This is a genomic window from Streptomyces sp. NPDC101178 (genome assembly GCF_044767965.1).
In the GTDB taxonomy this organism is placed as follows: domain Bacteria; phylum Actinomycetota; class Actinomycetes; order Streptomycetales; family Streptomycetaceae; genus Streptomyces.
This window is the reverse complement of record NZ_JBIWOZ010000001.1, coordinates 679,320-702,481: the sequence shown is the minus strand read 5'-3', so window position 1 is coordinate 702,481 and position 23,162 is coordinate 679,320. Positions and strand designations below refer to the sequence as shown.

At 71.9% G+C, this 23,162-nt stretch carries 18 protein-coding genes; 7 read left to right on the top strand and 11 right to left on the bottom strand.

Annotated features, from left to right (window positions below):
* Nucleotides 1–5: 5 nt before the first annotated feature.
* Entirely contained in the window at nt 6–1,952 is a 1,947-nt protein-coding gene (locus ACIRR8_RS02955; protein WP_404058233.1) for an acetyl-CoA carboxylase biotin carboxylase subunit, read from the bottom strand.
* A gap of 7 nt (nt 1,953–1,959) precedes the next feature.
* The gene (locus ACIRR8_RS02950) at nt 1,960–3,582 is read right to left on the bottom strand and encodes a carboxyl transferase domain-containing protein (RefSeq protein WP_404058231.1); all 1,623 of its coding nucleotides are present in this window, start codon (nt 3,580–3,582) and stop codon (nt 1,960–1,962) included.
* Between the two features lie 112 nt (nt 3,583–3,694).
* Between ACIRR8_RS02950 and ACIRR8_RS02945 the strand changes: the two genes are divergently transcribed.
* Both ACIRR8_RS02945 and ACIRR8_RS02940 read left to right on the top strand, forming a co-directional pair.
* The gene (locus tag ACIRR8_RS02945; RefSeq protein WP_404058229.1) at nt 3,695–4,318 is read left to right on the top strand and encodes a TetR/AcrR family transcriptional regulator; all 624 of its coding nucleotides are present in this window, start codon (nt 3,695–3,697) and stop codon (nt 4,316–4,318) included.
* An 86-nt stretch (nt 4,319–4,404) separates the two neighbouring features.
* Nucleotides 4,405–5,070, top strand: a complete 666-nt coding sequence (locus ACIRR8_RS02940) for a GPP34 family phosphoprotein (protein WP_404058227.1) — start codon at nt 4,405–4,407, stop codon at nt 5,068–5,070.
* A 48-nt stretch (nt 5,071–5,118) separates the two neighbouring features.
* Here ACIRR8_RS02940 and ACIRR8_RS02935 read toward each other — a convergent pair whose 3' ends face one another.
* Nucleotides 5,119–6,030, bottom strand: a complete 912-nt coding sequence (locus ACIRR8_RS02935) for an NmrA family NAD(P)-binding protein (protein ID WP_404058225.1) — start codon at nt 6,028–6,030, stop codon at nt 5,119–5,121.
* Between the two features lie 133 nt (nt 6,031–6,163).
* Here ACIRR8_RS02935 and ACIRR8_RS02930 point away from each other — a divergent pair, with 133 nt between their 5' ends.
* Nucleotides 6,164–6,742, top strand: a complete 579-nt coding sequence (locus ACIRR8_RS02930; RefSeq protein ID WP_404058223.1) for a TetR/AcrR family transcriptional regulator — start codon at nt 6,164–6,166, stop codon at nt 6,740–6,742.
* On the opposite strand, the gene ACIRR8_RS02925 is transcribed toward ACIRR8_RS02930, so the two are convergent.
* Both ACIRR8_RS02925 and ACIRR8_RS02920 read right to left on the bottom strand, forming a co-directional pair.
* Nucleotides 6,720–8,930, bottom strand: coding sequence for an acyltransferase family protein (locus tag ACIRR8_RS02925; protein WP_404058221.1), 2,211 nt, complete (start codon nt 8,928–8,930; stop codon nt 6,720–6,722). The two genes, ACIRR8_RS02930 and ACIRR8_RS02925, sit on opposite strands and share 23 nt — an antisense overlap.
* Nucleotides 8,931–8,950: 20 nt before the next feature.
* On the bottom strand, nt 8,951–10,669 hold the full coding sequence (locus ACIRR8_RS02920) for a glycosyltransferase family 2 protein (protein WP_404058219.1): 1,719 nt from the start codon (nt 10,667–10,669) through the stop codon (nt 8,951–8,953).
* 352 nt (nt 10,670–11,021) lie between these two features.
* On the opposite strand from ACIRR8_RS02920, the gene ACIRR8_RS02915 reads away from it, so the two are divergent.
* Nucleotides 11,022–11,846, top strand: a complete 825-nt coding sequence (locus ACIRR8_RS02915; protein WP_404058217.1) for a phosphatase — start codon at nt 11,022–11,024, stop codon at nt 11,844–11,846.
* 105 nt (nt 11,847–11,951) lie between these two features.
* Nucleotides 11,952–12,386, top strand: a complete 435-nt coding sequence (locus tag ACIRR8_RS02910) for a YdeI/OmpD-associated family protein (protein WP_404058215.1) — start codon at nt 11,952–11,954, stop codon at nt 12,384–12,386.
* Between the two features lie 3 nt (nt 12,387–12,389).
* Here ACIRR8_RS02910 and ACIRR8_RS02905 read toward each other — a convergent pair whose 3' ends face one another.
* From ACIRR8_RS02905 to ACIRR8_RS02890, 4 genes are all read right to left on the bottom strand, one after another.
* Entirely contained in the window at nt 12,390–13,358 is a 969-nt protein-coding gene (locus tag ACIRR8_RS02905; protein WP_404058713.1) for a cation diffusion facilitator family transporter, read from the bottom strand.
* A gap of 47 nt (nt 13,359–13,405) precedes the next feature.
* On the bottom strand, nt 13,406–14,293 hold the full coding sequence (locus tag ACIRR8_RS02900; protein WP_404058213.1) for an acyl-CoA thioesterase: 888 nt from the start codon (nt 14,291–14,293) through the stop codon (nt 13,406–13,408).
* Between the two features lie 34 nt (nt 14,294–14,327).
* A complete protein-coding gene (locus ACIRR8_RS02895; RefSeq protein WP_356836139.1) occupies nt 14,328–15,485 on the bottom strand; it encodes an acyl-CoA dehydrogenase family protein in 1,158 nt (385 codons plus the stop codon).
* Between the two features lie 144 nt (nt 15,486–15,629).
* A complete protein-coding gene (locus ACIRR8_RS02890) occupies nt 15,630–16,199 on the bottom strand; it encodes a MarR family winged helix-turn-helix transcriptional regulator (RefSeq protein ID WP_404058211.1) in 570 nt (189 codons plus the stop codon).
* A 329-nt stretch (nt 16,200–16,528) separates the two neighbouring features.
* Here ACIRR8_RS02890 and ACIRR8_RS02885 point away from each other — a divergent pair, with 329 nt between their 5' ends.
* Entirely contained in the window at nt 16,529–16,882 is a 354-nt protein-coding gene (locus ACIRR8_RS02885; protein WP_404058209.1) for a PRC-barrel domain-containing protein, read from the top strand.
* A gap of 100 nt (nt 16,883–16,982) precedes the next feature.
* Here the strand turns inward: ACIRR8_RS02885 and ACIRR8_RS02880 are convergent, their stop codons facing one another.
* Nucleotides 16,983–19,187 carry an acyltransferase family protein gene (locus ACIRR8_RS02880; RefSeq protein WP_404058207.1) on the bottom strand — a complete coding sequence of 735 codons (2,205 nt, stop codon included), beginning with the start codon at nt 19,185–19,187 and terminating at the stop codon, nt 16,983–16,985.
* A 753-nt stretch (nt 19,188–19,940) separates the two neighbouring features.
* Complete coding sequence (locus ACIRR8_RS02875) at nt 19,941–21,500, bottom strand: PucR family transcriptional regulator (protein ID WP_404058205.1); 1,560 nt, start codon at nt 21,498–21,500, stop codon at nt 19,941–19,943.
* A 141-nt stretch (nt 21,501–21,641) separates the two neighbouring features.
* Between ACIRR8_RS02875 and ACIRR8_RS02870 the strand changes: the two genes are divergently transcribed.
* Nucleotides 21,642–23,138 (top strand): sodium:solute symporter, encoded by a 1,497-nt coding sequence (locus ACIRR8_RS02870; RefSeq protein ID WP_404058203.1) that lies wholly within the window; start codon nt 21,642–21,644, stop codon nt 23,136–23,138.
* Nucleotides 23,139–23,162: the final 24 nt, after the last annotated feature.

The window sequence follows — 23,162 nt, the reverse complement described above, 5'->3', positions numbered from 1 at the left end:
CGTGCTCATGACTCCTCCACGGGGACCACGACCGCCAGGATCTGGTCCATCGCCACCGTCGACCCCGCCGTGACGTCCAACTCGGTCACCGTTCCGGCGTGCGGCGCGGAGATCACGTGCTCCATCTTCATCGCCTCCACCACGAGCAGGCTCTGACCTGCCTCGACCTCGTCCCCGACGGCCACCTTCACCACCGTGACCGTGCCCGGCATCGGCGCCGCCAGCGTGTCCGCACCGCTCCGGCCCGCCCCGCTCAGGGATGCCTCCACCGGGTCGTGGTCCTGAACGTGCCAGGCGTCGCCGTCCCGGCCGAGCCAGTCGCCGGAGCGGTGGAAGTGGCCCACCGTGCGGTTGAGTTCGACCGTGACCCGGTCGGCCGTCACCGTCGCGCCCGCCGGCGCCTCGTACGTCACCGGGTCCGCGCCCGACACCCGCAGCGGGAACGCCAGCGGCGCCCGCACACCTCCCGTACGCCACCCGTTCGGCACCGAGAACGGATCCGTCCAGCCCTCCGCGTCCGGCCGTGGCTCCAGCGCCTCCCGGCGGACCGCCGCGGCCGCCGCGTACACCTCGTCCGGAACGCCGTCCGGCACCAGGCCCTCCGCCTCGCGTTCCACCAACCCCGTGTCCAGGTTTCCGGAGACCACGTCCGGGTGGGCCAGCAGGCGGCGCAGGAAGCCCGCGTTGGTCGGGACGCCCAGGATCACCGTGTCCGCGAGCGCCGCCCGCAGCTTGCGGATCGCGGTCGCGCGGTCGGGGCCGTACGCGATCACCTTCGACAGCATCGGGTCGTACAGGCTGCCCACCGGCACGCCCTCGCTGAGCCCCGAGTCCGTCCGCACTCCGTCGCCCTGCGGCTCGCGCAGCGCCAGCACCGTACCGCCTGAGGGCAGGAAGCCCCGGGACGGGTCCTCGGCGCAGACGCGGGCCTCGATCGCCCAGCCGGTCAGGGTGATGTCCCGCTGTGCGTACGGGAGTTGCTCACCCGACGCCACCCGCAGCTGCCACTCCACCAGGTCCAGGCCGGTGATCAGCTCGGTGACCGGGTGCTCGACCTGGAGGCGGGTGTTCATCTCCATGAAGTAGTACGAGGCCGGGTCGTTGCCCGGGACGATGAACTCCACCGTCCCCGCGCCGACATAGCCGCAGCTGCGGGCCGCCTGTACGGCCGCCTCGCCCATCGCCGCCCGGGTCTCCTCGTCGAGGAGGACCGAAGGGGCTTCCTCGATGATCTTCTGGTGGCGGCGCTGGAGCGAGCACTCGCGCTCGCCGAGGTGGACCACGTTGCCGTGCGCGTCGGCCAGCACCTGGATCTCGATGTGGCGCGGGCGGTCGATCCACCGCTCGACGAGCAGGGTGTCGTCGCCGAACGAGGCCCGTGCCTCACGCCTCGCCGCCGCGATCTCCTCCGCCAGCACTGCCGCGTCCCGGACCAGGCGCATGCCCTTGCCGCCGCCCCCGGCGGAGGGCTTGAGGAGGACCGGCGTACCGATCTCCCGTGCGGCCGAATCCAGTTGGGCGTCCGTCAGGCCGCTGCCGGACGAGCCCGGGACCACCGGGACCCCGGCCGCGGCAACCGTCTCCTTCGCCCGGATCTTGTCGCCCATGAGCGAGATCGCGGAGGCCGGCGGGCCGATGAAGGCCAGGCCCGCTTCCGTGCACGCGGCGGCGAACTCCGCGTTCTCCGCCAGGAATCCGTAGCCGGGGTGGACCGCCTGCGCGCCCGTGCGGCGGGCCGCGTCGAGCAGGGCCGGAACCGACAGGTAGCTCTCGGACGCCGGCGGCGGGCCGATCCGTACCGCCGTGTCCGCCTCCCGTACGTGCCGGGCGTCCGCGTCCGCGTCGCTGAAGACCGCGACCGAGCGCACGCCCAGCTCGCGCAGGGTCCGGATCACCCGGACGGCGATCTCGCCGCGGTTGGCGACCAGCACGGTGTCGAACATCGTCGTCATCTGTTCCTCACATCCGGAAGACGCCGAAGCCGGGACCGGCCGGGTCCTTCTGCGGCAGCGGGGCGTTGGCGCAGGCCGTGAGGGCGAGGCCCAGCACCTGGCGGGTGTCCACGGGGTCGATCACGCCGTCGTCCCAGAGGCGGGCGGTGGCGTAGTACGCGTTGCCCTGGCTCTCGTACTGGGCGCGGATCGGAGCCTTGAACGTCTCTTCGTCCTCGGCGCTCCACTCGTCGCCGAGCTGGTCGCGCTTGACGGTGGCCAGCACGGAGGCGGCCTGCTCGCCGCCCATGACGGAGATCTTGGCGTTGGGCCACATCCACAGGAAGCGCGGGCTGTACGCCCGGCCGCACATGGAGTAGTTGCCCGCTCCGTACGAACCGCCGACCACGACCGTCAGCTTCGGCACGCGGGTCGTGGCGACCGCGGTGACCATCTTGGCGCCGTGCTTGGCGATGCCGCCGTGCTCGTAGTCCTTGCCGACCATGAAGCCGGAGATGTTCTGGAGGAAGACGAGCGGGATGCCGCGCTGGTCGCACAGCTCGATGAAGTGCGCGCCCTTCTGGGCCGACTCGGCGAAGAGGATCCCGTTGTTCGCGACGATGCCGACGGGGTGGCCGTGGATGCGGGCGAAGCCGGTGATCAGCGTCGTACCGTACTCCGCCTTGAACTCCTGGAACCGTGAGCCGTCCACCACGCGGGCGATGACCTCGCGTACGTCGTACGGCGTCCGGGAATCGACGGGCACGGCCCCGTACAGACCCGCCTGGTCGACCTTCGGCTCCTCGGCCGGCTCGACCGACCAGGGGAGCGGGGCGCGGTCCGGGAGGGTCGCGACGATGTTGCGGACGATGCGCAGAGCGTGCGCGTCGTCCTCCGCGAGGTGGTCGGTCACGCCGGAGATCCGGGAGTGGACCTCGCCGCCGCCGAGCTCCTCCGCCGTGACGACCTCACCCGTGGCGGCCTTCACCAGCGGCGGGCCGCCGAGGAAGATCGTGCCCTGGTCGCGGACGATCACGGCCTCGTCGCTCATCGCCGGGACGTACGCCCCGCCCGCCGTGCAGGAGCCCAGCACCGCCGCGATCTGCGGAATCCCGGCCGCCGACATCCGGGCCTGGTTGTAGAAGATCCGCCCGAAGTGGTCCCGGTCGGGGAACACCTCGTCCTGCATCGGCAGGAACGCGCCGCCCGAGTCGACCAGGTAGAGGCAGGGGAGCCGGTTCTCCAGGGCCACCTCCTGGGCGCGCAGGTGCTTCTTCACGGTCATCGGGTAGTACGTGCCGCCCTTGACGGTCGCGTCATTGGCGACGATCACGCACTCACGGCCCGAGACCCGCCCGATCCCGGCGATGACACCGGCCGCCGGGGCCTGGTCCCCGTACATCCCGTTCGCCGCCAGCGGGGCCAGCTCCAGGAACGGCGAACCCGGGTCGAGCAGCGCGTCCACCCGGTCGCGGGGGAGCAGCTTGCCGCGCGCCTCGTGGCGGGCCCGCGCCTTCTCACCCCCGCCCAGCCGTGCCGTGGCGAGCCGAGCCGCCAGCTCGTCGGCGAGCGCGTGATGCGCCGCCTCGTTGGCCTGCCAGGCCTCCGAGGCGGGATCGGCCGCGCTCGCCAGGACCGGTGCCTGCTGCATCGTGTCGAGCCCCCTTGCCCGTACCGCGATAGTCAACCGCTGCTGTTAATGAGCGTTAACGCGTTTCCCTCAGGTTAACGACCGCTAACGACCCTGTCTAGAATGAATCCTCATGAGCACCCATGCCGCCGCCCGCGTCGCGGCCCCCACCCGCCGCGAGCAGATCCTGCGGGAGGCCGCGCGCCTCTTCGCCGAGCGCGGCTTCCACGGTGTCGGCGTCGACGAGATAGGCGCCGCGGTCGGCATCAGCGGCCCCGGTCTCTACCGCCACTTCCCCGGCAAGGACGCGATGCTCGCCGAGCTGCTGGTCGGCATCAGTGAACGCCTCCTCGAAGGCGGCCGCCTGCGGGTGTCGGAGGACGCGGCCCGCGGTGACGGCGCCCCGGAGGCGCTCCTGGACGCGCTCATCGCGGGCCACATCGACTTCGCCCTCGACGACCGCCCCCTCATCACCCTCCACGACCGCGAGCTGGACCGGCTGCGCGACACGGACCGCAAGCGGGTGCGGCGGCTCCAGCGGGAGTACGTGGAGGTCTGGGTCGGCGTCGTGCGCGCCCTCTATCCGGCCCTGCCCGAGAACGAGGCCCGCGTCACCGTCCACGCCGTCTTCGGCCTGCTGAACTCCACGCCGCACCTGGCCCGCCCGGAGGCCCGCCCCGGCCGCGACGCCACCGCCGCCCTGCTGCACCGGCTGGCGCGCGGAGCGTTCGCGGCGGCGGCCGCGGACCCCGTCTGAGCAGGAGTTTCCGCCGTCGGGCAACCCTCCTCGCGTTCTTCACGTCTGTCCGGTCAGGCAGGACGAAGAGAACGGGGAATCCGACCATGGCCGTCTCGCTGGGCGAAGAGATCATGCTGCTGTCGCTGGACGACGCGACCGGCGCGGCGAAGGGGGAGTCGGCGGCGCGCTGGGGCGTGGCCGCGGGCATGCTCCTGGAGCTGGTCATGGCGGGCCGCGTCACGGTGAAGGGCGGCCGCGTCGAGGTCTTCGACCCGTCGCCGACGGGTGACAAGCTCCTGGACGGCCGGCTCGACCGGGTGACGCGCTGGGTCCACGGGGCCTCCAGCAGTCGCAAGGTGGTCGACTGGCTGACCCGGGAGCACGTGAAGGGCTCGCAGGACGTCGTGGACAGCCTCTGCGCCCGCGGCCTGGTCACCGAGGAGCGGCACCGGGCCCTCGGCGTCTTCCCCGTACGCCGCTATCCGGAGGCCGACGGCTCCGTCGAACGCGAGCTGCGCGCCCGGCTGGCCTCCGTGGTGCTGCGCGGGGCCGAGCCGGACGCCCGTACGAGCGCGCTGGTCGCCCTCGTGCACGCCACCGGAATGCACGCGCAGGCCTTCCCAGGCCTGCCGAAGAAGCAGCTGGCCCCGCGCATGGACGAGATCGCCGACGGCCACTGGGCGGGCGTGAGCGTCCGGGAGGCGATCCGCAACCTCCAGGCCGCGATCTCCACGGTGACCGTGGTGACGGTGCTCTCCGTGGTTCCATAGCCGCTCTCCTCAGGCCACTGTCGCCCTTTGTGCCTTGGCCTTGTCCTCTCAGGCCCTCGCCAGGTGGGTCTGTGCCCAGGTGGCGAACGTGGTCACCGGAATGCCGAGCTCCAGGGCGAGTTCGGGGCGGGCGGGCTGGACGATGGCGTTGCTCCAGATGTGTCCGGCGCCCCAGGCCGGCATGCCCGCCGCGAGGGCCTCGTCGAGGGTCATCGTCGGCGCCTCCACCGGGACGCCCCACACGGTGGACAGCACCCCGGCCACCTCCGTCATGGTGAGCAGCTCCCCGGCGAGCTCCAGCTCCACCTCGTGGAAGCGGGCGGGATCCAGGACGGCGTGGGTGGCGGCCGCGCCGATGTCCTCCGTCGCCACCAGTGCCAGCGTGGTGTCCGGCAACAGGACCGTGGCCAGGCCGCCTTCGGGGCCGTGGGGCGCCAGTTGGGGCAGGTTGTCCATGAAGAAGGCGGGCTTGATCACGGTCCAGCGGGCGAAGCCCGCCCCGCGCACCCTCTCCAGGATCGCCTGCTTGGTGGCGAAGTAGCCCTCCAGGGCCGCCCAGCGCCCTTCCGCCCAGCCCGGCGTCTCCGTGTGCCGGCCGACTCCGCTGGTCGACGACTGGACGAACTGGTCCACGCCCGCCGCCCGCGCCGCCTCCACCAGATGGGTCGCCTGCGCCAGCTCCGCGTCGAAGTCGGGGCCCGCCTCGCTCATCGGCGGCATCTGTACGGAGAACACGGCGCGGACGTCGGCGCAGGCGGGGTCCAGGGAGGACCGGTCGGAGAGGTCTCCGGTGATCAGCTCGACGCCGAGCGCCTCGACGGCCTTCGCGCGCGGCGCGTCCGGGTCGCGTACCAGCGCGCGCACCGGCACACCGGCGGCCAGCAGCGCCCGGGCGACGGCCCCGCCCTGGCGTCCGGTGGCACCGGTGACCAGTACGGGGGCGGAACGTGTGGCTGCCATGGCGATGTCTCCTCGGGTCGGTGCCTGTCCGGCGGGGGCCGTGAACACAAAACGGCGGGGCCCGCCGTTTCGCTCTCGCTACGATATGGCGGGGTCCACCACTTAGCAAGAAGAGAGCGAAGGAGAGGGAGCCGTGACCGGTCAGCGCTCGGACGCCCGCCGCAACTACCGCCGCATCCTGGCCGTGGCCGAGACGGAGGTCGCCCGGCACGGTGCCGCCGCCTCGCTCGAACAGGTCGCCCGCACCGCCGGCGTCGGCTCCGCCACCGTGCGCCGCCACTTCCCGACCCGCCAGGCCCTCCTCGAAGCCGTCTTCCAGGAGCGCGTCCAGGCCCTCTGCGAGCGCGCGGACCAGCTCACCCGGGCCGACGACAGCCGGGCCGCGCTCCTGGGCTGGCTCCACGACCTCGTGCGGTACGCGGTCTCGGCCCGAGGCCTCGCCGACGCCCTCACCTACGAGCCCCCCACCGACGTCCCGGCCGACGCCGACGCGCAGCACTCCTGCGGCGCCGTGCTCGAAACCGCGGCCACGCCTCTGCTCCGCCGCGCCCTGCGCGACGAGGTGGTCAGGCCGGGCGTCACCTTCCACGACCTGCTCACCCTCGCCGTCGGCATCGCGCTGGCCACCGAGCACCACGCCGACCCGGCCGCCCAGGCCGACCGCCTCTTCACCCTCACCGTCGAAGGCCTCAGCCCGAGCCCGAGGGCCTGACCGGGTCCATCCCGGCCTCCGTCAGCAGCCGCTCCAGCCTCGGAGTCAGTACGACGGCGGCCACGTTGGTCAGGTGAGCGTCGTCCCGGTAGAGCAGGATCCGCTCCCGGACCGCCGGGCAGGTCGGGCCGTCGCCCGGGCAGAGGACCTGGTTCACGCCGATGACCCGAACGCCCGGCACCGCCCCCGCCGCGATCCTCCGCGCCAGCGGATCGGCCGGCACCGCGTCCGCCCGGCTGAACGCGCAGGCGGCGGCACCGTCCGCAGCGCCGGAGACACACGCCGGGATGTCCGACCCGGGTACGGGAGTGGCCTCGATGTACACGATCGGCGCGCCGATCGCCCGCAGCGGCTTCAGCGTCTTCTCCCAGGCGGCGGCGAGGAGTTCGTCGTCCTCCGTGTACCGGTCGAGCGAGGCGATCACGATGAGCCGGGGCTTCGGGCCCGTACGGAGGCGGTCCAGGGCATCCGCACGCCAGACGCCGCACTCCCGGTAGGCGCGGCCCAGTTGCGGGCTGTCCACGTCCAACTCCGGCAGTGGGCAGCCCTGCTTGACCAACTCCTGAAGTCCCCAGCCGCGTTGTGAGGCGATCGCCAGCATCGGCGAGAACCACTGGCCCGCGTGCGAGTCGCCGAGCAGCACGATCCGGTCCGGGCTGTCCACCGCGCCGAACAGGCACTCCGGGCTGCGGGTCACCTCCGGGGCGACCTGGCAGCCCTGGTCCGGTGGGAAGTCCTTGCGCGCCTGGGCCGGATTCGGCACCATCGGGCCGTCCCCCGCAGAAGCCCCGGAGGCCACGGAGGCTCCGGGCGGCCCGGAAGTCCCGGCAGCTCCGAGCAGCGACGGGCCGGAAGCCGCGCCCGGCGGCAGGCCCTTGACGTCGACCGGCGTGGTCGGGCCCATCAGGTGCAGCGTCGCCGTGCCCACCACGAGGGCGAGCGCGACCGGCAGCACGATGGCGCAGACGCCCACCGCCAAGCCCCGGCGCGGGAGTTCGGAGACCGTACGGCTGCGGCGCAGCGGCCGCTCGACCCACCGCATCGTGGCGAGCGCGGGCAGCACGGCCGCCAGCGTCCACGCGGTCCTCGCAGGCCAGCCGAGCGCACCGAGCCGGGCCTCCGCGAGGACGAGCACCGGCCAGTGCCACAGGTACAGGGTGTACGAGAGCCGCCCGATGGCCCGAGGCGCCCGTCCGGCCAGCAACCGGCCGACCCCGTAAGGACCTTGCACGTTCCGCTCGCCACGCCCCGGTATCGCCGCGAGGATCACGGCGGCAGTGGCCAGCGTCGGGACGAGCGCCGCGAGGCCGGGGTACGGCGTCGACGCGTCGTACGCCACCACGCACCAGCCGATCGCCACCGCCCCGCCCCAGCCGCACAGCAGCCGCAACGGGCGCGGCCCGCGCAGCAGATGCCACGGCAGCAGAGCGAGCAGCGCGCCCACCCCGAACTGCCAGACCCGCGAAGGCGTTCCGAGGTACGCGAGCGAGACCGCGTGCTCCGTCCAGTGCAGCGACAGCGCGAACGAGCCGAGGACCAGCGCCCCGGTGACGAGCGCCACGACGGACCGCACGGCCCGCCCTCGTCGTACCGCGCGGGCGGCGAACAGCACCACCACCGCGAGGAGCGGAGCCCAGAACAGGTAGAACTGCTCCTCCACGGCGAGCGACCAGAAGTGCAGCAGCGGGCTCTGGTCGTGTCCGGCGGCGAGATAGTCCGTCTGCTGCGAGACGAAACGCCAGTTGGCGACGGAGAGCGCCGAGGCGAGGACGTCGTACTCCAGGTCGGTGCGGCGCAGCGGTACGGTCAGCCAGGCCCCGGCCACCGCGACCGCGGCGAGCACCACGGCGGCCGACGGCAGCAGCCGCCGGGCCCGGCGGGAGAAGAAGTCGCCGAGCCGGATGCGGCCGGTGGTGACGGCCTCGCGGACCAGGAGGCCGGTGATCAGGTAGCCGGAGATGACGAAGAAGACGTCCACGCCGATGAACCCGCCTGCCAAGCCCGGGATTTCGGCGTGGAAGGCGAGGACCGCGAGCACGGCGACGGCGCGCAGCCCCTCGATGTCGGGCCGGAACGTGGACCGGTGCGGGCTCGGCCCGGACTCGTCACCGGAGCGCCGGGCGGGTGGCACGGTCGACGGGGGAGTGGAGCGCTTCCGGCGCGGGCCGGGCGCGAGGAGGAAGTCCATGTCAGCAAAGGCCTTTCTGCTCAGCTCGACCAGGGGAGCATCGGGTTGACCCACCCAGAGGCGAGCAGACCGGTGAGCAGGAGGACGGCGGAGGCGGCGAGCGTCTCGGGCCAGCGGCGCGGCAGCAGACCGGCGGGAGCCGGCAGCGCGCCGGCGGAAGGGCGGAGGCCGGCCAGGGAGGTCTTCGCTCCCGTACGCACCGACGGGGACTTTGTACCCGGCCGCAGTTCGCCCATCAGGTCACGCATCAACGGCACATTGATCTGCAGCTGCACCAACAGATAAAGGAACAGGCCCCAGTTGGGCTCCCACCCGTTACGGGCCACGGCCAGCGCGATCCCGGCGGCGGCCGCACCGTTGGACAGCGCCAGCCAGAGAAGCGAGACGCCCACCACCCGCCGGGCCATCCCGCCCGAACTCCCTGATGGACGCGTTCCGGTGGGCACCCAGGCCGCGCTGCGTCCCCGCAGCGTGTGCCAGAACGCGGTGGCGGCGGCCACGCTGGTGAGGACGTTGGCCCGGATCACCTCCACCCGCCAGCGGGTCCGGCTGATCCGGGGCATCAGCACATGCCAGAGCCAGAGCGGGGCGAGCAGCGGCAGTACGTGCCAGGGCCGGATGTGGTCCGGATACCAGAACATCATCACCAGCGGCGGCAGCGGCGCGGCGAAGGTGTTCACGGCCGTGGCGAGGTACCCGACGACCCCTTCGTAGAAGCAGAGCCGCATCCGCCACGGCGCGCGCATCCGCTTCAGGACCGGCGTCCCGAGGAGGTGCAGGTTGCCCATCGCCCACCGGTACTGCTGGTTGACGAAGGAGGTGACCTCGTCGGGCGAGGTGCCCTTGGCGACCAGGACCGGGACGTACTGGGTGCGGAACCCCCGCTCGTGCAGAGCGAGCCCGGTGTACAGGTCCTCGCTGTGGTCGAGCCGCGCGAAGCCGCCCGCCAGGTCGATCGCGCTCCGCCGGTAGACGGCGTTGGAGCCGCAGCAGATGGCGGCGTCGCTGGCGTCCCGGGAGGGCTGGATCCAGCGGAAGAACCACTCCTGCGCCGCACCGGCGGCACGCTGGATCCACCGCATCGACTCATCCGTGTCGAAGCACTGCGGACTCTGCACGATGCCGACGGCGGGATCGGCGAGGTACGGCACGAGGTGGCGCAGGAAGTCCGGCCGGGGCGCGAAGTCGGCGTCCAGGATCGCGATGAACTCCGAACCGCTCAGCGTCAGCGCGTGGTTGAGGTTGCCCGCCTTCTTCAGGTGCCCGCGGTCGGGCCGTACGACGTACGCGTAGCCGTGACGGGCGGCCAGCGCCGCGACCTCGGGCCGGTCGCCGTCGTCCAGGACCCAGACGGTCAGCGCGCCGGGCCAGTCGACGGCGGAAACGGCGCGGTAGGCGTTCTCGAGGACCGGGAGTGGTTCGCCGCAGGTCGGCAAGTACAGGTCGACGGAGGGCAGTTCGGCGGGCTGCCAGGCGCGGACGAGGACCTCGTGCGAGGGCCGGGTCAGCCGGCGCCGACGGAGGCTGTTGACCGAGGAGAGCGCCAGGGCCACGACGTTGAGGCCGAGGATCGCGAGGAACGCCCAGAGCGCCGGGGTGCGTAAGGCGAAGGCGAACATCGTGGCCGCCGTGAAGACGAAGGCGAGCGAACTGCTCACCAGGACCCAGCGGCGCTGCGGTCCGAAGTACCAGTACAGCTCGTCGTCGGACGGTGGTTGCGGAAGGTGCTGCACGGTCATAAAGCCCCCACGGCTGTGTATGTACCCGTTTGCATGGCTGTTTCAGCACTCGCTTCGGGTGGCCTCACCCTAGCGCCAAAGGTATAGACCACTTGCGCGAGACCGGGCCGGCGCGGGAATTCGGACAGGGGATTGGCGCACTTCGATTGGTCCAGACCTCTTGGTGGTGCCATTCGAGCCGCCGTGCCCGTCCGGAGGAGGAAGACGCAGGTCACACGAGGGTGAACAGTCCCGGAAGACTTACGGGGCCGGTGCGGGTCCGTGGTCCGGGAAGATTCACGGGCCAGGGGACGATCCGTCCGGCGTACGGGACGCCAGGCGCGCGCCGCACCCCGGACGGCACAATGGGTGCATGCCGATACCCAGCCGCGCCGCTCTCGTCGATCACCTCGTCCGTTCGCGTATCGCGGGGGATGTCGCCACGCCTCGCGACAACAACCTCTCCCACTACCGCAAGCTCGCCAACGGTGACCGCCACTACTGGCTGGGCCTGGAGTTGGGCGACCGCTGGACCGACGAGCAGGACGTCCTCGCGGTGATGGCCGAGCGCTGCGGAGTGAACGACGACCCCGCGCACCGGATCGGCCAGGACACCATCGACCCCGAGCTGACGGTGGACGCCCTGGAGCGCATGGCGGCCCGCCTGCGCAAGGCGGCGGACGGCCGCGAGCGGGTCCTCTTCGCCACCGGCCACCCCGGGGGCCTGCTGGACGTGCACCGGCAGACGGCGGACGCGCTGCGCCGGGCCGGCTGCGAGATCGTCCGCATCCCGTCGGGCCTGATGGCGGACGAGGGCATGGTGTTCCAGTTCGCCGACGTCGCGATGCTGGAGCGTGGCGCCACGCTCTGGCACACCCACTCCCCGGCCCCGATGGCGGCCATCCTGGACGCCATGGCGCACCTGGGCCGCCCGCTGCCCGACCTCGTCGTCGCGGACCACGGCTGGGCGGGATGCGCGGGGCAGCGCGGGCTGGACGCGATCGGTTACGCGGACTGCAACGACCCGGCCCTCTTCCTCGGCGAGTCGGAGGGCACCCTCCAGGTCACCGTCCCGCTGGACGACCACGTCACCGACCCGCGCTTCTACGACCCGATGACCGACTACCTGCTGCACGCGGCGGGCCTGCTGGAGGACGAGCCGGGGGAGCCCGAGCCCGCACGGGAGCCGGCGGCGTAGAGACCGCGGGCTCCGATGAGTTTCCGGCCCGGCGGGCGTCTTCCCTGACAGACAGCAGCGGCCGCCTTTGCGGGAGGCGGCCGGCGTACACGAAGGGCCGGAGCCATGAAGTTCAGCACGACGATGTTCCTGAGCGGCAACAACACGGGGATCGAGGTGCCGGAGGACGTGGTCGAGGCGCTCGGCGCCGGAAAGCGCCCGCCGGTGAACGTGACCGTGAACGGTTACGCGTACCGCTCGACCGTCGCCCCCATGGGCGGCCGCTACCTCATTCCGTTCAGCTCCGACAAGCGCAAGGAGACCGGGATCGCGGGCGGCGACGCCATCGAGGTGGAGCTGACCCTGGACACCGCGCCCCGCACGGTCGAGCCGCCCGAGGACCTCGCGGCGGCGCTCGCCGCGGCTCCCGGTGCGGCCGAGGCGTTCGCGGCCCTCTCGCCCAGCCGCCAGAAGGCGCACGTCACGTCGGTCGAGGGCGCGAAGACGGACGCCACGCGGGAGCGGCGGATCGCGAAGGCGGTGGCGGAGCTGACACCGTAGGCATCAGAGACCGGCGCGCCGCTCCCGCTGCCCACGCCCCGGCGTCGGGTCCAGATACACCCGCCGCACGGACGGAAACCGCTCCCGCAGCTGCGCCTCCGCCTCCTCGCAGGCCCACTCGACCTCCTCGGCCGTCGCCATGTCCCGGAAGTCGACCTTCGCGGCGATCATGATCTCGGACGGGCCCTGGATGAGCGTGGTCAGCTCCAGTACGTCGACGATGTGCGGTACGGATGTCAGCTCCTCCCGCACCCCGGCCCGCATCGCCGGGGGCAGCGGCCGCCCGATGAGCAGCTGCGCGTTGGACCGGCCGAGCACCCAGGCCACGTACACGAGGAGCAGGCCGATCAGGCAGGACGCGACCCCGTCCCAGACCCCGGACCCGGTCAGCTGCCCGCCGAGCAGCCCGCCCGCCGCCAGCAGCAGGCCGATCAGGGCCGCCGAGTCCTCCATGACGACGGCCTTCACGGCGGTGTCGGGCGTGTGGCGCAGGTAGTACGTGTCCGGCACCCGCAGCCGTGCCGCCTCGCGCCGCACCTGTTTGACGCCGGTGCGCAGCGAGTAGCCCTCCAGCAGGAAGGCGGTGCCGAGCACGACGTACGAGACGAGCGGGTCGCCCAGCTCCTCGCCCGCGATCAGGGTGTGCACGCCGTCGTAGATCGAGAAGACCGCACCGCCGACGAAGGTGGCGATGGAGGCGAGCATGGCCCAGATGTACCGCTCGGGGCCGTAACCGAGCGGGTGGTCCTCGTCGGCCGGCTTCCCGCTCCGCTTGAGCGCGGTGAGGAGCATGACCTCGGTGACGGTGTCCGCGACCGAGTGGGCGGCCTCGGAGAGCATCGCGCTCGATCCGCTGATCAGCCCGGCGACGGCTTTCGCGACGGCGATGCCGAGGTTGGCGAGCGCCGCGACGATCACGGTGAAGGTGGACTCCCCGCCGTCGGCTTCGCTCGTGGCTTTCGCGTCACTCATGGAGCTCATGGAGGGGAGTATGTCCGAAATGGCACCTCAGGCGGGGCTCATCCCGCCACCGGCCCACGCGGAACCCGGACGACGCCTTCCTGGATGACGGTGATCGCGAGGCGGCCGTCGGCGGTGTAGATCCGGGCCTGGCCCAGGCCCCGCCCGCCGGAGGCCGACGGCGACTCCTGGTCGTACAGCAGCCACTCGTCCGCCCGGAACGGCCGGTGGAACCACATCGCGTGGTCCAGGCTGGCCCCGACCACGTCCCCGACCGCCCAGCCGCCGCGCCCGTGGGCCAGGAGCACCGAGTCCAGCAGGGTCATGTCGGAGACGTACGTGGCCATGCAGACGTGCAGCAGCGGGTCGTCCGCGAGCTTGCCGTTGGTCCGGAACCAGACCTGCGAGCGCGGCTCGCGTGCCTCGCCCACCGTGCCGAACGGCGGCGCGTCCACATACCGCAGGTCGACGGCGGCCCGCGCCTCGATCAGCCGGTCCACCATCCCCGGGTCGCTGAAGCGGTCCGCGTACCGGGGCAGCATCTCGGCGGCCGTGGGCAGCGTCTCCGGATCGGGCGAGGCGGGCATGTCCGCCTGGTGCTCCAGCCCGTCCTCGTACGTCTGGAAGGACGCGGAGAGGTGGAAGACCGGCTGTCCGTGCTGCACGGCGACGACCCGGCGGGTGGTGAAGGACCGGCCGTCGCGGATGCGGTCGACGCTGTAGACGATGGGCGCGCCCGGGTCGCCGGCCCGCAGGAAGTACGCGTGCAGGGAGTGGGCGGCCCGGTCGGCCGGGACCGTCCGGCCGGCGGCGACCAGCGCCTGCGCCGCGACCTGCCCGCCGAACACCCGGGGCACGACCGCGCTGCGGCTCGTGCCCCGGAAGATGTCCCGCTCGATCTGCTCCAGGTCGAGCAGATCGAGCAGGGAATCGAGTGCTGCGCTCATGGAGAGAGAGTCGTCCTTACAGCCTTGAGTCCGCTCAGAGGCCCATGGACTTGGCGATGATCGACTTCATGACCTCGCTGGTGCCGCCGTAGATGCGGTTGACGCGGTTGTCCGCGTACAGGCGGGCGATCGGGTACTCGTTCATGAAGCCGTAGCCGCCGTGCAGCTGGAGGCAGCGGTCGATCACGCGGTGCGCGACCTCGGTGCAGAACAGCTTCGCGGAGGCGGCCTCGGCTGCGGTGAGCTCACCGGCGTCCAGAGCCTCCAGCGCGCGGTCGGCGACGGCCTGGGCCGCGTCCACCTCGGCCTGGCAGGCGGCCAGCTCGAACTTCGTGTTCTGGAACGAGGCGACGGTCTTGCCGAAGACCGTGCGCTCCTGCACGTACTCCTTGGCGAACCGGACGGCCGCCGCGGCCTGCGCGTACGCACCGAAGGCGATGCCCCAGCGCTCGGAGGCCAGGTTGGTGCCGAGGTAGCCGAAGCCCTTGTTCTCCTCGCCGAGGAGGTCCTCGGCCGGGACCTTGACGTCGACGAACGCCAGCTCGGCGGTGTCGGAGGTCTTCAGGCCGAGCTTGTCGAGCTTGCGGCCGACCGAGTAGCCCGCGGACTTGGTGTCGACGGCGAAGAGGGAGATGCCGAAGCGGCGGTCGTCCTCGCGCGGGGCGGCGGTACGGGCGCAGACGATCACGCGGTCGGCGTGGACGCCACCGGTGATGAACGTCTTGGCGCCGTTGAGGACGTAGTGCGTGCCGTCCTCGGAGAGCTTGGCGGTGGTCTTCATGCCCGCGACGTCGGAGCCGGTGCCCGGCTCGGTCATCGCCAGCGCCCACATCTCCTCGCCGGTCGCGAACTTCGGCAGCCAGCGCTTCTTCTGCTCGTCGGTGGCGAGCATCTTGACGTACGGGAGGCCGAGCAGCGTGTGTACGCCGGAGCCGCCGAAGGAGACACCGGCGCGGGCGGTCTCCTCGTAGATGACGGCCTCGTACTTGTGCGAGTCGATGCCCGCGCCGCCGTACTCCTCGTCCACCTCGATGCCGAAGATGCCCAGCTCGCCCAGCTTGAGGTAGAACTCGCGCGGCACCTGACCCGCGGCGAACCACTCGTCGTACACCGGCACGACCTCGGCGGCGATGAAGGCGCGGATGGTCTCCCGGAACGCCTCGTGGTCCTCGTTGAATACCGTACGGCGCACGGGGTGCCTCCTTGATCGGCTGAAGTGTTCGTCGGCGGACGCGCCTGCGCTCACCGGGCATGGCTAAGCGCTTGCTCATTCCCCTTCGAAGTTACCGGTCGGTCACGGAGCTGTCCAGGGTGATGCTGAGCACGCGTCCGGCGCTCATCCCGTAGGTCGTTGTGCCCGGTCGTCGGGTGGCTGTTCCGCTCCCGGGCTCGGGTGCCGCTCCGCGCCTGCCGGGCCTGGGGGCGGCGGAGCCACGTTGTCCGACAGCTCCGTCCGTACGGTGGTGAGCGCGGCGCGGATGGCCTCCACGCCCTCCGTCAGCCGGGCCCACGAGGACGGTGACGCCCGGGCCAGGACGGCCGCCAGCCGCTCCTCACGCCGGGCCCGCAGCCGGTCCAGGTGCACCCGGCCCTGAACGGTCAGCCGCAGCTCGACCTCGCGCCGGCTGGCCGTGCTCAAGGACCGCCGTACGAAACCGAGGGCCTCCAGCCGGTCGCACAGCCGGCTCACCGACGACGGCGCCGCCTCCAGCTCCGCACCGAGCTGCCGCAGGTTGATGCCCTCACGGCGTTCGAGCACGTACATGGCCCGCAGCTGCGGCGCGGAGATGGGTGAGGAACCGTCCGGGACCCGCGCCCAGTAGACCTCCAGAAGCTCGATGACCCCACGCATCGCGCGCGCCACATCGCGCAGCCTGTGATCAGGGCCGTACCGCTCTACGCCCATGCTGGAACACCCTTGGTCGTGCTGCGGGCCCGTCCGCGCGTACGGGCCGGTCCTTCATAGCGTTGACGCCCCAGCCGATCCGAAACCCATGATTCTTTCCCGGGGCCCGCGAGTGCGGCGCGGGGGCGTGGCGGGGCCGGAGCGGCGACATCGAATTCCCGCGAAATGGATCGAAAAACGCACGAGTTCGCAGACATGGCGCCGGTGGTGCGGGGCACGAGGCTGGCAGCGGTTGCTCAGGAAGTGAGCAGGGCGGAATGCAGACCTTTTACCAGGTGGGCGGCCTGCCGCACCCATATTCATTCACGTGCGATCGAAGGAGTTTTCTGATGTCTGAGAACCTGTGGGGCTACCAGCCGGCCGCCGGTCACACCGCCGGTACCGACCTGATCGGTTACAAGGTCGAGGCGACCGACGGCAGCATCGGCAAGGTCGACAAGCACTCCGACGACGTCACGTCCTCGTACCTGGTGGTCGACACCGGCGTATGGATCTTCGGCAAGCACGTCCTGCTTCCGGCGGGCACGGTGAGCCGGATCGACACGGACGACAAGAAGGTCTACATCGACCTCACGAAGGACCAGATCAAGGACGCCCCGGAGTTCGACAAGGACAAGCACGTCGGCGACGCGGACTTCCACCGGACGACCGGCGAGTACTACGGCCGCCACCGTCGCGTCTGACCTGAAGGCCGGACACGCAGCAGGCGGGGCGGGGCGGGACGCGGAACATCGCGTCCCGCCCCGCCCCGCCTGTGCGCTCCTGTCGGGTGCGGCGCGGGTGTCAGTTCCCCGGGCGCTTGGTCAGGTCCTCGCCGAACAGGCGCAGCAGTTCGTCCTCCACCACCGGGGTGAGGGCCTCGATGTAGCCGTCCGCGAGGTGGCCGTAGTCCCGGTAGACCAGGGTGTTCCCGACCACGACCGGGCAGGTGCCCGACGGCGCGCAGACCCACTTGTACGGGTCGATGAGCGCGACGTCCTCGGCGGCGGCGGCGGCCCGGATCGCCTTGGTGACCTCGGGCTTCGGGTCGGCCTCCGAGCGGGGGCGCGCACAGGACGCCAGGTCGTCGGGGTTCACCGCCACGCAGTCCACCGCGTTGTTCTTCGGCCACGGGTTGTCCAGCAGGGTGAGCACCTGGGTGCGCCCGCGCTGGAGCATCCGGTACGTCTCGGCCTGGCCCTTGCCCCATTCCTTGCCCAGGTCGCCCTCGCCGTACAGCTTGGCGGAGTTGGAGCTCGACGTGATGACGAGTTCGGGCTCCAGCTTCTGGATCTTCTTGATGGTCTCCGCCCGCCAGTCGTCGCAGGTGGAGTACGGGCCGTTCTGCCACTCGATGGTGACCTGGGAGACCTTGCAGGCGTTCTTGGTGAAGGAGTAGAGCCGCCAGTTGTGCTTGCGGGCGATCGCGTCGAGCGCCGGGAACCACTGCGCGACATGCGAGTCCCCGAAGAGGACCACACTGCGGTCGGCGTCCTCGTCACCGTACAGACAGGGCTGGGTCTGTTTGGTGCCGGTCATGGTGAGGGCGCAGTTGTCGGTGTAGACCGCGGACCGTTCGTCCGCGGTCTCGCGCAGGCTCGGTTCGAGGTTGGACGGGAGCTTCTCCACCGGCTGTGCCAGCAACTCGGTGAGGGCGGCACTGGGGTAGGAGGCGGTGGCGATCGCCTTGGCGGTGTTCTGCCGCGCGGCGCCCTGGTCCAGGACCGGCGGGTACTGGAGGGTGAGCACCGCGACCAGGGCCGTGACGGCCGACAGGCCCAGACCCAGTGTGAGCCCTCGGACGGCGTGGGCCTTGAACGCGCGGTGGAAGCGCATCGGGTCCTCGACCAAGTGCAGCGTTCCCCAGGCGAGCAGGATGCCGCTGAGCGCGGCGATCAGCCGCAGCGGACCGTCGTGCGCACCGAAACCGGCGGCGGCCGGCACGATGACGATCAGCGGCCAGTGCCACAGGTACCAGGCGTAGGAGAGCCCGCCGATCCAGACGGCGGGCCGCAGCGAGAGGACGGCGCCCGCGCCGTAGCGGCCGGCCGCCGCGCCTCCGGCGAGGACGGCCGCGGCGCCGGCGACCGGGATCACGGCGTGGTGGCCGGGGAAGGGCGTGCCCTCGTCGAAGGACACGGCGGCGTAGGCGATGGCGGCCAGACCGGCCCAGCTCAGGACCGCGGCGACCGGGCGCGGGATGTCGTTCAGGCGGTGCGCCGCCAGAGCCAGCAGAGCGCCGACCGCCAGCTCCCAGATCCGGCCCTGCGAACCGAAGTAGGCCCAGGAGGGGGCGGTCTCGGTGAGGTGGAGGTTCAGCGCGAAGGAGGCGCCGGCCAGGATGATCAGCGGGATCGCGAGCAGGGCCCGTCGCCGGAACAGCTTGAGGGCGACGATCATCACGATCGGCCAGACCAGATAGAACTGCTCCTCGACCGCCAGCGACCAGAAGTGCTGGAACGGGGAGGGCGGCACATCCGTGTTGAAGTAGTCGGTCCCGGCCTCGGCGAGCCGGAAGTTGACGACGTACCAGGCGGACGCGATGGCGTCCTTGGCGTAGTCGGCGAAGCGCAACGGCCCCAGGAAGAGCCAGGAGCCCGCCAGCGTCGCCAGGACGACCAGGGTGGAGGCGGGCAGCAGGCGCAGCGCCCGGCGGGAGTAGAAGCGGCCCAGGGAGATCTTGCCGTCGCGGCTCCACTCCCGGAGCAGCAGCGAGGTGATCAGGAAGCCGGATATGACGAAGAACACGTCCACGCCGACGTATCCGCCGGCCACGGAGGTCACCCCGGAGTGCCCCAGCACCACGAGGGTGACGGCCACCGCCCGCAGACCCTGGATGTCGAGCCGGAGACCCGCGCCTCCCGTCGGCCCTGCGGCTCCCTTCCCGTGATCGCCGGGAGCCCCGTCGCGGGGGCCGGCCTGGGGCGGGACGTCGGGGACGTCGGCGGACGTGGGCCGCGGGGCATGCTTGAGGCGGCGGACGGGCACCGTGCGGATCTCCTTCTTCATGAGGCATCACCGGACGGCGCCGATGATCGCCTCCGGGGCCGGTCGGTCGAAGTGGACTTCGGCCCGGCCTGCGATCCATGACGATTGTCAGTACATCGCGATATCGCCAGAGTGGACCATGTCGGAACACTCACTGACAAGCTCATGTCCCTTGAAAGCCGCATAAGCGACGTCTCGGGCAGTGGCTCGCTGTCGTGGCGCTCCGGCCTTTCGGTGGCGCGTCGATTCCCCGACCGTGTGGGGTCGGTGGCCGCCGTCGCGGCCGGGAGGAGGGCGCCGTGAGCCTCGGTCGTGGAAAGGTCGCTGGTATGCCCGTATGGCAATCCCATGTCTTGGTCTTCGCTGCGCTCTTTGCCGTGGTCGTTGTCGTGATCTTTACGGAGTGCCCCGGGGGAGCGGCCGACCACCGGGCCGGAGGGCCCGGCCCGGCGCCTGAAACGGGCTCCGCGGCACCTGCGGCGGCGCCGGTGGCCCAGGGAGCCTGAACCGGCGGGTCGGGGCCGGCTGTTCGGAGGCCGGACCCACCTGGCGTCATCCGCCATGACGACTCTCGAACAGGGGATGCCCCCGGCCCTGCTCCAACTCTGCCCCCACGTCTCCGGTTACGGGATCACGGCTGAAGAGGTAACAGGTGATTCTGCTCGGCCACACGGAGACAGAGAGCCGTCGGCCCCGGCTGTTCGGTCGTCCGCGATGAAGGAGCGGTCACCGAGCCGAGCGTCGGTTGAGGGGGACATCCCTCGCGTCCGGCGGCTATTCCTGCCGCAGCGCGAACCACAACTCCGTCCGAACGTCCATGTCGTTGAGGTCCACGTCCAGCAACTGGGCGCACCGGCCGATGCGTTGGCGGACGGTGTTGCGGTGGACGGAGAGGGCCACCGCCGTGCGGTCCCAGCTGCCGTGGAGGGAGAGCCAGCAGCGCAGGGTGTCGGCCAGGGGAGGGGTGAGTGGGGCGAGGAGGGCGCGGGCGTGGGCGGCGGCCCGGTCCGGAGGGATCAGGGCGGCCAGGCCGGTGGTCGGGGTGTCCGCCGTGAGCGGGGTGCGGGTGGCCTCGGCGTGGGCCAGGGCGCGGGCCGCCCGGAGGTCGGCGGAGGCCAGGGCCGAGAGCGGGGTGGGGGCCGAGACGCCGAGGGTCCAGCCGGGGTGCGGGGACACGGTGGGGGCCTTGTCGGGCTCCTCGCCGGCGCGCGGGTGCGAAGATGCCGGGCGGGCGCCTTCCTGCGGGGGTGCCTGGTCGTCGGCCTCCTGCGGTGGCGCCTGGTCGGTGGCCGGCGGGAGCAGCACCCGTACCGTGTCGTCGTCGTTCCGGCCCGCGTCCACCAGCGCCGAGCCGAGCGACGCCCCCAGCGCACCCGACGTCAGGGCGTCCGGTGTGGTGCCGTCCGTGCGGCGGGCGTGGATCACCGTCCAGGGGCCCGTGGGTGCCAGGAGCGGGGCCACCTCCTCCGGCGAGGCGCCGAGCAGCAGCCGTACCAGGGCCGCCGAGCGGTCCGCCGCGTCCGCGCCCTGGTGCGGGGCGGCGAGGAGGGAGAGCAGGACCACCGCGATGCCGGCCACCGTGTGGTCGCCCGACTCCCGCTGCCGGGTCGCCAGGGCCAGGACGAGGCCCTCGCCGTCACCGAGCGCGTACGCCGCCAGGTGCGTGGAGCCGTGGGTGTCCGTGGCCGAGGCGGGGGAGCCGGGGCGTTCACGGGCGACCACGCGGGCCAGGCGCGTCAGTGCTGCTGCCGCCTCCGGAGGTGGCCGGCGGCCCGACGCGTGGACCTCCTCGCCCCGCGCCGTCAGCAGCACCGCCCGGCCGCCGAGCTGCGTGGCGAGCTGGTGGAGGACCGCCGGTACGGGGTCGGGCCGGGCCGCCGCCGTCGCCAGGGCCTGCTGGGCCCGGGTCACCCGGCGCAGCTCCCGGTGGCGGGCCTCCGCCATCAGCCGCCAGACCGCCCGCGCGATCGCCGTGAACGGGGTCTCCGGCCCCACCTCCAGCAGCGGCAGCCCGTGCCGGTCGCACGCCTCGACGAGGGCGTCCGGGACCGCCTCGTACACCGGCCGGACCCCGAAGCCCAGCGCCGCCGCCCCCGCCTCCACCAGCCGCGCCACATAGCGGTCCGGGTCCGTCAGCAGTACCCCGGCGCTCAGCAGCAGCTCACCGCCGAGGAGGTACGGATACGGGTCGGCCATCTCCGACGTGTGCACCCAGAACAGCTCGGCCTCGGCCGGGCCCGCGATCCGGCGCAGGCTCAGGTCCTTGCTCGCCAGGAGTTCGGTGAGCGGGATGGGCGGGGCGGGAGGCTGCGGTCCCGTAGGAGACGTCGACATGGAGGGTTCGTCCGTTCTCGGCGGTGAGAGTGGAGGAAACGTACACTTCAACGCTGCCTTTCAGCCACCTACCGTCTTCCTCGCACCCGCACCACCCGCACCACCCGCACTGCATCTGTTGCGCGAGACGGAGGGAAGCCCATGGCTGTCGACTACGCCGTGATCGTCGTCTACCTGGCCGGCATGCTCGCCATGGGCTGGTGGGGCATGCGCCGCGCCAAGTCCAAGAGTGAGTTCCTGGTCGCCGGGCGCCGCCTCGGGCCCTCGATGTACTCCGGCACCATGGCCGCCATCGTCCTCGGCGGCGCGTCCACCATCGGCGGCGTCGGGCTAGGCTACAAATACGGGCTCTCCGGGGCCTGGATGGTTCTCACCATCGGCCTCGGGCTCCTCGCGCTCTCCGTCTTCTTCTCCGCGCGCATCGCCCGGCTGAAGGTCTACACCGTCTCCGAGATGCTCGACCTGCGCTACGGCGGACGGGCCGGGATCATCTCCGGTGTCGTCATGTGGGCGTACACCCTGATGCTCGCGGTCACCTCGACCATCGCGTACGCCACCATCTTCGACGTCCTCTTCGACGTGAACCGGACCGTCGCCATCGTCCTCGGCGGCACCATCGTCGTCGCGTACTCGACGCTCGGCGGCATGTGGTCGATCACGCTGACGGACATGGTCCAGTTCGTCGTCAAGACCATCGGGGTGCTGCTGCTCCTGCTGCCGATCGCCGTCGTCAAGGCGGGCGGCTTCAGCGAGATGAAGGCGCAGCTGCCGACCGAGTACTTCGACCCGCTCGGCATCGGCGGTGAGACGATCTTCACGTACGTCCTGATCTACACCTTCGGCATGCTCATCGGGCAGGACATCTGGCAGCGCGTGTTCACCGCGCGCAGCGACCGCACGGCGCGGTGGGGCGGGACGGTGGCGGGGACGTACTGCCTCGTGTACGCCATCGCCGGAGCCGTCATCGGCACCGCGGCCAAGGTGATGTACCCGGACCTGGCGAGCGCCGACTCCGCCTTCGCGACGATCGTCAAGGACGAGTTGCCGATGGGGGTGCGCGGGCTGGTGCTCGCCGCGGCGCTGGCTGCCGTGATGTCGACCTCGTCCGGTGCGCTGATCGCCTGCGCGACCGTCGCCAACAACGACATCTGGTCGCGGTTGCGGGGAGCGGTCGGCCGGGGCGGAGGCGGCGAGGAGCCGCATGACGAGGTCAAGGGGAACCGGGCGTTCATCCTGATCATGGGGATCGCGGTCATTCTGATCGCCATCGCGCTGAACGACGTCGTCGAGGCGCTGACCGTCGCGTACAACCTGCTGGTCGGCGGGCTCCTCGTGCCGATCCTCGGCGGGCTGCTGTGGCGGCGCGGTACGGCGGCGGGGGCGCTGGCGGCGGTGTGCGTGGGGGGCGTGGCGGTGATCGGGCTGATGGCGGTGTACGGGATCCTCGCCAACCAGCCGATCTACTACGGGCTGCTGTCGTCGCTGGCCGTGTACGTGGTCGTGTCGCTGGCCACGCCGCCCACGGACGCGGCCGTGCTCTCCGCCTGGCGCGACCGGCTGGCGGGGCGCGATTCCAGCCCGTCCGGCGCCACCACCAGCCCGTCCGGCGCTTCCACCACCAGCCCGTCCGGCGTCTGAGGACGGAACCCTCCGGCCGGATCA